Origin of the sequence: Streptomyces sp. NPDC014882 (genome assembly GCF_043081325.1) — a bacterium.
GTDB lineage: Bacteria > Actinomycetota > Actinomycetes > Streptomycetales > Streptomycetaceae > Streptomyces.
This window is the reverse complement of the sequence record NZ_JBIBWL010000006.1, coordinates 241,377-251,589: the sequence shown is the minus strand read 5'-3', so window position 1 is coordinate 251,589 and position 10,213 is coordinate 241,377. Positions and strand designations below refer to the sequence as shown.

Sequence of the window (10,213 nt, the reverse complement as noted above, 5' to 3'; positions counted from 1 at the left end):
GGGCCCCGGGCGGGGGGCCGGGGGGGGGGGGGGGGCGGGCGCCGCGGGGGGGGGGGGGGGGGGCCCCGGCGGGGGGGGGGGGGGGGGGGGGGGGGGCGCCCCCGCCCCCCCACTCCCGGTCCTCTCCCGGTCCTCTCCCGGGCTCCTGCGCGGCGCCGGCACGGCGGGCCGCACAGGAGCCCGGCCTCAGCTCGGCACGTCGCGCGGGAAACCGCCGGAGAAGTCGCACTCGACGTCGACGACACCCTCGACGGCGCGCACCAGACGGGCCGCGACGGGCACCAGGGAGGTGTCGCGGAGGTGACCGGTGAGGGTCACCACACCGTCCCGGACCTCCACGCCCAGGGGTTCGGCCGGGGCGGGGAAGAGGACGGAGACGACCTCCCGCCGGACCTCCTCGGCGATGTCCTGGTCCGTCCGCAGGAAGACCTTCAGCAGGTCCGCCCGGCTGACCAGGCCGTCGAGGAGACCCTCGGCGTTGACGACGGGCAGCCGCTTGACCTTGCGCTGGGCCATGACGCGGGCGGCCTGGGCGAGGGTGGCGTCGGCGTGCACGGTCACCGCCGGGGTGCTCATCAGTTCCCCGGCGGTCAGGGCGCCCGCCTTGGCGAGGTCGGCCAGCCGGCTCCGCTGGGTGTACCGGTCGGGGTCGTCGTCGCGGAACTCCTCCTTCGGCAGCAGGTCGGCCTCGGACACCACGCCGACCACCCGGCCCTCGCCCTCCAGCACCGGCAGGGCGCTGACCTTCCACTCCTCCATGAGCTGGACGATGTCCTTGAAGCGCGCGTCACGGCCCACGGCCACGACCGTGTGCGTCATGACGTCGCTGACGATGTGCGGACTGCTGGTCATGGTGTGCTCCTCGGAGTGTCGGAGGCGGGGCGTCGGAGGCGGTGTGCCGAGAGTGCGGCGGCGGGGGAGCGGTGCCCCGGCCTCAGCGGCTGCCGCTGCCGTACGGGGCGTAGAGGTCGAGCAGGCGGACGCGGGCCGACTGCAGCCGGTGGGCGACGACCCGCCCGACCCACTGGGCGACCGCGCGGCCGAACTCCGGGTCGTCGGCGCACCTCGCCCGCACGGTCGCCGCGTCGAACTCGTACGCGCGCACCGGACTGGTGGCCTCGGCGCCCAGCTGCCACACGTACGGGGGGAAGTGCCAGGACCAGCCGACCAGTTCGCCGTGCCCGATCGACTCGATGACGGCGGCCCGGCGCCCGGGTACCCGCAGGTCGAGGGCGACGGTCCCGGTCCTGACGATCCAGAAGCGGTCGGCCTGCCGGCCCTCCTCGAAGAGCCGGGTCCCCATGGCGAAGGAGACCTCGCGGGCGTACCGCATCAGTTGTTCACGGTGCTGGATCGGAAGACCCGCGGCCAGAGTGATGGAGGTCATCGTTCCGGTTTCCTTCCTGCCTCCGGCCGCAGGCGGCCGACGTGTGGGCGTACGGGAGGTGCTCGGGGCATCGGCGGCGAAGCCGGTCCGCGCCGCGTCGGGCACGCGGGTCCGGCGCCGACTCGCCACGGCGGCTCCGCTGATTCCAGACTGGCCCCGTCGGCCCGCGCGGGCCACGGGCCGCTCGACCCCAATGAGGGCCCTTCGGCCCAACGGAGGGGATCCGGCCCGGCGGGCGGGACGGTGAGGGCCGCTTCCCGGCGGCGTCCGGGCCGACCGGCCCATGTGGCGGGGTGCCGTCGGGGGTTTGCTGGAGACGAGGGAACAGCGCCGGACCGGGAGGAGTGAGGAAGAGTGGGTACGGCTCTCGCACCGCAGCGCCGGGAGCGGCTCGGGCTGCTGCTGGCCGCCTCGACGGGGGTGACGTTCACGATCGCCGCGGTGGCCGACGCGCTGGCCGTACGCCGGGCACGCCGTCGGGCGGCCGCGCCGTCGGCACCGCCGGCTCGGCACCAGGAGCGGCGGGCCGGTGGACGGCCGGCCGGCGGACGGACGGACCGCCGCACACCGGCACCGGTCACCTGCTGACCGCGCGGCCGACGGCTCCGTGCCCCGTACGGCCTCCGTACGGGGCACGGAGCCGACCTCCGTACCGCGCCGGGACCGGTACCCGCTGCCGGTCCCGGCGCGGTACGGCAGCGCCCGTCAGGCGGTCGGCGGACCGTGCGGCGCGGCGTGCAGCGCGGCGGCGATCCGTGCCGTCCACGCGTCGATGGCGCCCCAGTCGCGGTAGTCGCCGTACCGGCCGCCCAGCAGCCGGAAGGCGATCCGGCCCGTACGCGGCAGCCGGTCCGCGGTGACGACACCGGAGAACAGACGGTGGTCCCGGTAGCCGAGACCGGCCGGCAGACCCTTCTCGATCACCGGCACCTCCATGGGCCCCATGCGCCTGAACGGCCCGCGCAACGCGTCCGGCATCCCGACGCTGAAGATCCACACCGGCCGCGCCCGCAGCACCTCCAGGTCGCCCCGGAGGAAGTCCACGGCCGGCGGGAGCCAGTTCTGCCGGTGCACGGCGCTTCCCAGCACGAACGCCTCGTAGGCGTCGGCGTCGGTGACCTCGGCCAGGGACCGGGCCTCCGCCGCGAGTCCCGCCCGCCGCAGGCCGGCCGCGATCCGTTCGGCGATCTCCCGGGTGGAGCCGTCCGCGCTCATGTGGCCCACCAGAACGGTCATGGCACTCACCTCACCTCGACGCGGCGTGGGCAGGGGTGCGGGGGGCTCGCGCACGCGGTCCCGTCGCGGCCACCGTGAGCGGCGCCCGGGTCCGGGCGGGCACCACGGGCACCGCGACCACCGGGACGGACGCGTGCCGCAGGCAGTCACGACCGACCGGGCCCAGCACCGGGGCCTCGCCCCACTCGTGCGGCGTGCGTCCCAGGGCCAGCAGGAGGGCGCCGCGGGCCCGCTCCAGGAGCACCCGCGCGGCGGGACCCTCGACCAGTTCGGCGCGTACGGCCACGTCGGGCCGCCGGCCGAGCACCTCGCGCAGCGTGTCCGCCAGCCGTCGCGCGGCCGCGTCCCGCTCGGCGGCGGCGGTGGGACGCGCCGCGACCGGGGCGTACGGCGCGAACCCGGGCGCCGACGGCTCCCAGGCGTGCACGGCGACCACCTCGGCCCCCAGGGCCCGGGCCTGCTCCGCGGCCCAGCGTAGGGCCGACGACGAGGCCTCGGACCCGTCGACGCCCACCACGATCCTTCCGGCGGTGACGATGTCGGTCATGACAGCCTCCCGGAGAGTTCTCATACCGCCACGGTGACTCCGGCGACGGCCGCGCGGCGTGGGCCGGGTGGTTCCCGCCGGGCCGCCGATGGTCCCTCGCGGACCGGACCGGCGTACCGCCCGGCCCACGCCGCGCGGTACGCCCTCAGTCCCCCCGAGTCCCCCCGAGTACCCCTCAGTCCCCTCAGTACAGGGACGCGGGCCAGCCGGCCAGCACGGCGACGATCACGCCCACGTCGAGCAGCAGACCGAGGGACAGCCGGGGGTTGAACCACAGGGTCTTCAGCAGCAGGCCGACGCAGGCGGCGAGGAGCGCCGCCGCGGCCCAGGCGTCGCTCCGCACGGCGGCGGAGGCGCCCGCGATGACGTACAGCACGGACGTCACCGAGGCGAGGCCGATGGCAGCGGCTCCCGCGACGCGGGGACCGGGCACTCCCGCCGCCGCCAGCGCCCAGGAGTGCCGGGGGTCGGACGGCCCGTCCCCGCCGGTGCGCGCCAGCCAGACCGGCAGATGGACGAAACCGTGCACGAACAGGACCACCGGGACGAGTGCCGTGATCATGACGTCGATTCCTCCTGCCCGTGCGTCCACTTCCCGTACGCCGACTTCCCGTACGCCCACTTCTTGTGTGTCGGCCGCTCCTCGCGGAGGGCCGGTGCGGGACCGGCCCCGCCGGGAGTGCCGACGATCACGACCGGTAGCGGTGGTGGTCGTCGTGGCCGCCGATGTAGTGCCGTTCCTCGATGACGGCCTCCCGCTCGCCGGGCCTGAGCACCGTGCCCCGCGTGGACATGAACGCGATGAGGCCGAGGAGCCCCGCCGCCATGAGGACGAAGCCCACGACGAAGGAGCTGTAGCCGAACACCATGCAGGCGCCGAGGACCAGGGCGCCGATCAGAAGCAGCGGAACCATGACTGCCTTCTCTCGTTCGTGAGGGCCGCCGCGGGGCCCGCCGGCCGGACCGCCGGCACCCTCGCCGGCGGTGGCCGGGGCCCCGGACTCAGAGCCGGCGCACCCAGTCGTCCGTGATGCCGTGCAGGGCCGCCTGGTCGGCGGGCCGCAGGCGGGAGTCGTCGAGCCGGTACGAGAGGCGGTCGACGACCGCGACCACACCGTCGAGGCGGCTCGTCAGGCCCACCGCGACGGGGATGTCGCTGCGCCGCTCCAGCTGGCCGGTGAGCGTGACCACGCCGTTCCTGACGGAGGCCTCGACGACGTGCGGCGCCAGCCACAACGCGTCGCCGAAGACCCGCTGCTCCACCGTCCGGCGGAGCTCGTCGTCGGGGCACAGGAACACCCGGAGCAGCTCGCGCCGGGTGACGATGCCGACCAGCCGGTCCTCCTCGTCCACCACCGGCAGCCGCTCGATGCCGTGTTCGGCCATGAGCCGGGCCGCCTCGGGGACGGTGGCGTCGGCGCGCACCGTGACCGCGGGAGCCGACATGACGCCGCCGGCCGTGCCGGCGCGGGCCCTGGCCGTGTCGCGGCGGACGCGCCGGCTCAGCCCGCGCAGCCGCTCCGCCCAGGAGCCCCGGCCGCCGCCCGGTGCGGAGGCCGTCGCCTGCCGGAGCAGGAGGTCCGTCTCGGAGATCACGCCGACGACCTTCCCCTCCGGGTCGGTCACCGGCAGCCCGCTGATGCGGTGCCGGTCGAGCCTGCGCACCACCTCCTTGAACGGTGTGCCGCGCTCCGCCGTGACGACGTCGCGGACCATGAGGGTGTCGACCCTGGTGGCCTTCATGGCTGATTCTCCTCGAACGGGTCGGGACGTGTCCGCAGGGGAGGAACCGCGGGCCCCTCCCTCCGGAGCCTGTGCCCCCAGCCTCCTCCGCGCGGGGCGCGGCTCCCAGGGCCTGAGCGGCCCCGGAGTCTGGGCCGAGCGGCCCCCACCCCGGCCGGCACCCGCCCCACGGCCGTCGGGGGAGCCGGCGCCTCCGTGCTCCGTGCGTGCCGACCGCCGCCTGCGGCCTACCGCCTGCCGCCTGCCGACCGCGGCCTGCCGCCTGCGGACCGCTGGCTACGTGCCCCCGCCTGCGGACCGGCGACTGCCGCATGCCGCTGCCGCGTGCCGACCGCGGACCGCCGCCTGCCACCCACCGCCTGTCGACCGCGGTCCACCGCCTGCCGCCTGTGGACCGGCGCCTGCCGCGTACCACGTGCCGCATGCCGACCGCGGACCGTCGACCGCCGCCGCCTGCCGACAGCTGACCGCCGGCCGTCTGCAACCGTGCCGTCCGTGCCGTCCGTGCCGTCCGTGCCGTCCGTGCCCTCCGGGGCGACCGGATGGGCCGACCGGCCCGCCGGACCGCCCCCTTCGCCCCTGCCCCGGCGGCGCGGCGCGTGCGACGGTGGTAGAGAGGGTTCTGCTGCATGCGCAGCGCAGTCCGACGGATGGCGGTGAGCACGATGACGGAACTGCCCCTGGTCGTGGGCGTCGACGGATCGGATCCCAGTCTGACGGCGGTCGACTGGGCCACGGACGAGGCGGCCCGCCTGGGCCTGCCGCTGCGGCTGGTCCATGCCTCCCTCTGGGAACGCTACGAGGGCGCCATGACGCTCCGCGGGCAGGAGCGCCCCTCGGCGCAGGTACTGGCGGAGCACATCGTGGCCTCCGCCGCGGAACGCGCCCGGCGGCGCAACCCGGACGTCGGGGTGTCGACCGCGGTCCTCACCACGGAACCCGCGGACGCCCTCCTGGACGAGGGCGACAACGCCACCCTCCTGGTGACCGGCTCGCGCGGCCGGGGCGAGCTGAAGGGACTGCTCCTCGGCTCGGTCGGCCTGGCCGTCGCCGCCCGCGCGCACTGCCCGGTGACCGTGGTCCGCGGGGACGCCGCCGCCCTGGCCGGCACCCACGAGCGGATCCTGCTCGGGGCCGGCGACCCGGACACCGGCGGTGACGCGGTACGCCTCGCCTTCCGCGAGGCCGAGGCGCGGGCGTGCACCCTGGACGTCGTGCGCGCCTGGCGCTGCCCGGCGCACGAGAGCGGCGACCCTCCGGCGCCGGCCGACGAACGGGCCCGCCGGCACGAGGAACGCGCCTCGGCCCTGCTCGACGACGTCCTGCGCGAGGCGGCGGCCGAGCACCCGGCGGTCCGGGTGCGGCGGACGACGGTGGAGGGGCCGGCCGCCAAGGTGCTCGTCGACCGCTCGGCCGCCGCCGACCTCGTGATCGTGGGCGCGCGGCGCAGGGTCGGTCACCTCGGCCTGCAGCTCGGCCGGGTGAGCCACACGCTGCTGCACCACGCGCACTGCCCGGTGACGGTCGTACCGCAGCGGGTGTGAGCGCCCCGCTCACGCAGGAGGGGGTGCCGCCGTGCCGGACGGGACGTGGGAGTACCGGGGGTACGAACCCGGGCAGGAGCCGCTCAGGGAGTCGCTGTGCACCCTGGGCAACGGCTACTTCGCCACGCGCGGCGCGTTCCCGGAGTGCGACGCGGACGGCGTGCACTACCCGGGCACCTACGCCGCCGGCTGCTACAACCGGCTGACGTCCGAGGTCGCGGGCCGCCGCGTCGAGAACGAGGACATGGTCAACCTCCCCAACTGGCTCCCGCTGCGGTTCCGCCTCGCCGGAGGGGAGTGGCTCACCCCGGACACGGCCGCGGTGCTCGACCACCGGCTCGTGCTCCACCTCGACTCGGGCCTGCTGGAGCGGCGGACCCGGTACGCCCTGGGCGACGGACGCGCGCTGGCGGTGCGCCAGCAGCGGCTCGTGCACATGGCGGACCCCCATCTCGCCGCCCTGCGCACCGAGTTCACCCTGGAGGGCCACTCCGCGGACCTGGAGGTCGAGGCCGCGCTCGACGGCGGCGTCACCAACGCGGGCGTGCCGCGCTACCGCGACCTGGACGGCCGCCACCTCACCCACGTGCACACCGGCACCCGCGCCGCGGACACGGTGTGGCTGCGCTGCCGTACCCGGACCTCCGACGTCCGCGTCGGCATGGCGGCCCGCCTCACGTCGGCCGGCGTCCCGGTCACCGCGCGGCACGAGCAGCGACGGGCGGTCCAGGAGGGCGTCCTGCACCTCACCGACGGGGGGACCGTCACCGTCGACAAGACCGTCGCCCTGCACACCTCCCACGACCGCGCGATCAGCGACCCCCTGGAGGCGGCGGTCGAGCGCGTGGGCCGGGCCCCCGGCTTCGACGAACTGCTCGAGGCCCACCTGACGGCCTGGGACCTGCTGTGGCGCCGGGCCGACATCGACGTCCCCGGAGAGCCGGGGGCCGTCCTGCGGCTGCACCTGTTCCACGTGCTGCAGACCCTGTCCCCGCACACCGCCGACCTCGACGTCGGGGTCCCGGCCCGGGGCCTGCACGGCGAGGCGTACCGCGGGCACGTGTTCTGGGACGAACTGTTCGTCCTGCCCTACCTCGACCTCCACTTCCCCGAGGTCTCCCGCGCCCTGCTCCGCTACCGCCACCGCCGCCTGGAGCAGGCCTGCTCCGCCGCGCGCGCGATCGGCCGGCGCGGTGCCCGCTACCCCTGGCAGAGCGGCAGCGACGGGCGCGAGGAGACCCAGCGCCTGCACCTCAACCCCCGTTCAGGGCGCTGGCTGCCCGACCACTCCCACCTGCAGTACCACGTCGGCTCGGCGATCGCGTACAACGTGTGGCAGTACTGCGAGGCCAGCGGGGACGCCGAGTTCCTGCACACCAAGGGCGCCGAGATGCTCCTGCAGATCGCCCGCTTCTGGGCGGACTCGGCCACCTGGGACGAGCGCCTCGGGCGGCACCGCATCCTGGGCGTCATGGGCCCCGACGAGTACCACGAGGCGTACCCCGACGCGCCGGAACCGGGCCTCGACGACAACACCTACACCAACGTCACGGCCGCCTGGGTGCTCACCCGCACCCTGGAGGTGCTCCGGGCCCTGCCCGAGCCCCGCCGGCGCGAACTGGCCGAGCGCACCGGCCTCGACGGCGGCGAACTGGAGCAGTGGGAGGACGTCTCCCGCACCCTGCACGTGCCCTTCCACGACGGCGTCGTCAGCCAGTTCGAGGGCTACGGCGAACTCGCCGAACTCGACTGGGAGGACTACCGGAGGCGGTACGAGGACATCCGGCGCCTGGACCGGATCCTGGAGGCGGAGGGCGACACCGTCAACCGCTACAAGGCGTCCAAGCAGGCCGACGTCCTGATGCTCGGCTACCTGTTCTCCCCCGCGGAACTGCGGGAGCTGTTCCACCGCCTGGGACACCGCCTGGACGACGACACCTGGCTGCGCACCGTCGACTACTACCTGGGGCGCACCAGCCACGGCTCCACGCTCAGCGGACTGGTCCACGGCTGGGTCCTGGCCAGGGCCCGGCGCGCCGACGCGTGGACCTTCTGCCAGGAGGCCCTGCGCGGCGACATCGCGGACGTCCAGGGCGGCACCACCGGCGAGGGCATCCACCTGGGCGCCATGGCCGGCACCCTCGACCTGGTACAGCGCGGGCTCACCGGACTGGAGACCCGCGAGGGGGCCCTGTGGCTCGACCCGGTGCCGCTGCCCGAACTGTCCTCGTACGGGTTCGCCCTGCGCTACCAGGGCCACTGGGGCGTACGGCTGCGGCTGTCGCACGGGCAGCTGGAGATCGAGGTGCCGCCGTCGGACCGCTCGCCCATCGACGTCCAGCTCGCCGACCGGGCCGTGAGCGTCCAGCCGGGGGAGACGACCCGGCTGCTCCTCCCCGGGTGACCGCGCCCGACGGAACCCGCCGCGGCCATCGCCGCGGAGCCCGCCGCGGCCACCGCCGCCGGGCGGACGCCGGCACGTCCCGGACCCGTCGTCACCAGGGCCCCCCGGCCGCCGCGGGGGACCTGCGGCCCCTGCCGGGAAACCGCCGCCCGGAGCGATCCTGGGAGCAGGAAGCTCAAGAAAGGGCGGCACCGCTCATGTCCGTCGTCAGCGCATGCCCCGGTCACGCCTCCGCCTACCTGGCCCGCGCGGCCGTCACCGCGCCCTCCCTCCACAACACCCAGCCCTGGCGCTTCGTGGCGCACGGGGACCGGGGCATCGAACTGCACGCGGTCGCGGAGCGGGGACTGCCCCTGGCCGACCCGCGGGGACGGGAGCTGGTCCTCGGCTGCGGGGCGGCCCTGCTCAACATCCGGCTCGCCATGCTGCACCTGGGGTTCCGGCCCCTCGTCGACACCTTCCCCGACCCGCAGGACCTCGCCCACCTCGCCACGGTCGCCTGGGGCGCCTACACCCGGCCGACCCCCGAGGAGCAGCGGCTGTACGCCGCCCTGGGCAGACGGCACACCGCGCGCGGCCCCTTCCTGCCGCAGGCGCCGCCGCCGGGCCTCCTGGAGGAACTGCGCGAGCAGGTCCGCGCCGAGGGCGCCGAACTGCACGTCGTCGACGACAGCGCGGACCGCCGGCGGCTGGCCGAACTGGTCCGGGCCGGCGAGGACGCCCACCGCACCGACGAGAGGCTCGCGGCCGAGCAGGCCGGATGGACCTGGCGGCTCGCACAGCCCAGGAACGACGGGGTCCCGGCCGACGTCGGCGTCCTCCACCCGGACTGCACCACGCTCGCCGGACGGGACTACGCGGGCCTGACCGGCATGTTCCCCACGCCGCCCCGGCGGTGGCCGGCCCGGACCGGACTGGTGGTGCTCCTCGGCACCGACCGCGACGACCTGGCCGCCTGGCTGCGGGCCGGCCAGGCACTGGAGCGGATGCTGCTGCAGGCGGCCGCCCACGGCGTCATGGCGGCCTTCCACACCCAGCCCCTGGAGGTGCCGCACCTGCGCCGGCGGATCCGGCAGACGCTCACCGCGGGCCAGTACCCGCAGATGGTCCTCCGCCTGGGCCACCCGCCCTGCGTGCGGCCCCTGCCCCGGCGCCCCGTCACCGACGTGCTCGGCTGACGGCGCCGTACCGAGCGGCCCCGCCGACGAGCGGGAAGCGGTGGGGAAGGGGCGGGGGGGGGGGGCGCGGGGGGGGGGGGCGCCCGGGCCCCCCGCCCCCCCCCCGGGGGCGGGGCCCCCCCGCCCCCCCGCCCCGCGCCGGGGGGGGGGGGGGGGGGGCGCCCCCCGCGGCGC

The 10,213-nt window shown here is 76.3% G+C and carries 11 protein-coding genes; 4 read left to right on the top strand and 7 right to left on the bottom strand.

The genetic code is table 11. From position 1 onward, the window contains the following. Positions 1-186: 186 nt before the first annotated feature. Both ACF09K_RS17070 and ACF09K_RS17065 read right to left on the bottom strand, forming a co-directional pair. Positions 187-852: a CBS domain-containing protein gene (locus ACF09K_RS17070; protein ID WP_392244310.1), complete on the bottom strand. Its 666-nt coding sequence runs from the start codon at positions 850-852 to the stop codon at positions 187-189. An 82-nt stretch (positions 853-934) separates the two neighbouring features. Further along, positions 935-1,387 carry a cyclic nucleotide-binding domain-containing protein gene (locus tag ACF09K_RS17065; RefSeq protein WP_392244308.1) on the bottom strand — a complete coding sequence of 151 codons (453 nt, stop codon included), beginning with the start codon at positions 1,385-1,387 and terminating at the stop codon, positions 935-937. 354 nt (positions 1,388-1,741) lie between these two features. Here ACF09K_RS17065 and ACF09K_RS17060 point away from each other — a divergent pair, with 354 nt between their 5' ends. Beyond that, positions 1,742-1,975, top strand: a complete 234-nt coding sequence (locus ACF09K_RS17060; RefSeq protein WP_392244306.1) for a hypothetical protein — start codon at positions 1,742-1,744, stop codon at positions 1,973-1,975. Between the two features lie 117 nt (positions 1,976-2,092). On the opposite strand, the gene ACF09K_RS17055 is transcribed toward ACF09K_RS17060, so the two are convergent. From ACF09K_RS17055 to ACF09K_RS17035, 5 genes are all read right to left on the bottom strand, one after another. Continuing rightward, a complete protein-coding gene (locus tag ACF09K_RS17055; RefSeq protein ID WP_392244304.1) occupies positions 2,093-2,623 on the bottom strand; it encodes a flavodoxin domain-containing protein in 531 nt (176 codons plus the stop codon). A gap of 10 nt (positions 2,624-2,633) precedes the next feature. Next, positions 2,634-3,170, bottom strand: coding sequence for a universal stress protein (locus ACF09K_RS17050; RefSeq protein ID WP_392244302.1), 537 nt, complete (start codon positions 3,168-3,170; stop codon positions 2,634-2,636). A gap of 184 nt (positions 3,171-3,354) precedes the next feature. Further along, positions 3,355-3,732, bottom strand: a complete 378-nt coding sequence (locus ACF09K_RS17045) for a hypothetical protein (RefSeq protein WP_392244300.1) — start codon at positions 3,730-3,732, stop codon at positions 3,355-3,357. Positions 3,733-3,859: 127 nt separating this feature from the next. Next, positions 3,860-4,084, bottom strand: a complete 225-nt coding sequence (locus ACF09K_RS17040) for a hypothetical protein (RefSeq protein ID WP_392244298.1) — start codon at positions 4,082-4,084, stop codon at positions 3,860-3,862. An 88-nt stretch (positions 4,085-4,172) separates the two neighbouring features. Continuing rightward, positions 4,173-4,913 (bottom strand): CBS domain-containing protein, encoded by a 741-nt coding sequence (locus ACF09K_RS17035; protein WP_392244297.1) that lies wholly within the window; start codon positions 4,911-4,913, stop codon positions 4,173-4,175. Positions 4,914-5,542: 629 nt separating this feature from the next. Between ACF09K_RS17035 and ACF09K_RS17030 the strand changes: the two genes are divergently transcribed. The 3 genes from ACF09K_RS17030 (at position 5,543) to ACF09K_RS17020 (ending at position 10,039) form a co-directional block, all read left to right on the top strand. Then, the gene (locus tag ACF09K_RS17030) at positions 5,543-6,457 is read left to right on the top strand and encodes a universal stress protein (RefSeq protein ID WP_392244295.1); all 915 of its coding nucleotides are present in this window, start codon (positions 5,543-5,545) and stop codon (positions 6,455-6,457) included. Positions 6,458-6,488: 31 nt separating this feature from the next. After that, positions 6,489-8,861, top strand: coding sequence for a glycoside hydrolase family 65 protein (locus ACF09K_RS17025; protein WP_392244294.1), 2,373 nt, complete (start codon positions 6,489-6,491; stop codon positions 8,859-8,861). A 197-nt stretch (positions 8,862-9,058) separates the two neighbouring features. After that, positions 9,059-10,039 carry an Acg family FMN-binding oxidoreductase gene (locus ACF09K_RS17020; protein WP_392244292.1) on the top strand — a complete coding sequence of 327 codons (981 nt, stop codon included), beginning with the start codon at positions 9,059-9,061 and terminating at the stop codon, positions 10,037-10,039. The last annotated feature ends 174 nt before the right edge of the window (positions 10,040-10,213 follow it).

What these genes read in the sequence shown, in the direction of transcription:
- ACF09K_RS17070 (WP_392244310.1), bottom strand. Translation starts at nt 852, where the DNA reads ATGACCAGCAGTCCGCACATCGTCAGCGACGTCATGACGCACACGGTC.
- ACF09K_RS17065 (WP_392244308.1), bottom strand. Translation starts at nt 1,387, where the DNA reads ATGACCTCCATCACTCTGGCCGCGGGTCTTCCGATCCAGCACCGTGAA.
- ACF09K_RS17055 (WP_392244304.1), bottom strand. Translation starts at nt 2,623, where the DNA reads ATGACCGTTCTGGTGGGCCACATGAGCGCGGACGGCTCCACCCGGGAG.
- ACF09K_RS17050 (WP_392244302.1), bottom strand. Translation starts at nt 3,170, where the DNA reads ATGACCGACATCGTCACCGCCGGAAGGATCGTGGTGGGCGTCGACGGG.
- ACF09K_RS17045 (WP_392244300.1), bottom strand. Translation starts at nt 3,732, where the DNA reads ATGATCACGGCACTCGTCCCGGTGGTCCTGTTCGTGCACGGTTTCGTC.
- ACF09K_RS17040 (WP_392244298.1), bottom strand. Translation starts at nt 4,084, where the DNA reads ATGGTTCCGCTGCTTCTGATCGGCGCCCTGGTCCTCGGCGCCTGCATG.
- ACF09K_RS17035 (WP_392244297.1), bottom strand. Translation starts at nt 4,913, where the DNA reads ATGAAGGCCACCAGGGTCGACACCCTCATGGTCCGCGACGTCGTCACG.
- ACF09K_RS17030 (WP_392244295.1), top strand. Translation starts at nt 5,543, where the DNA reads ATGCGCAGCGCAGTCCGACGGATGGCGGTGAGCACGATGACGGAACTG.
- ACF09K_RS17020 (WP_392244292.1), top strand. Translation starts at nt 9,059, where the DNA reads ATGTCCGTCGTCAGCGCATGCCCCGGTCACGCCTCCGCCTACCTGGCC.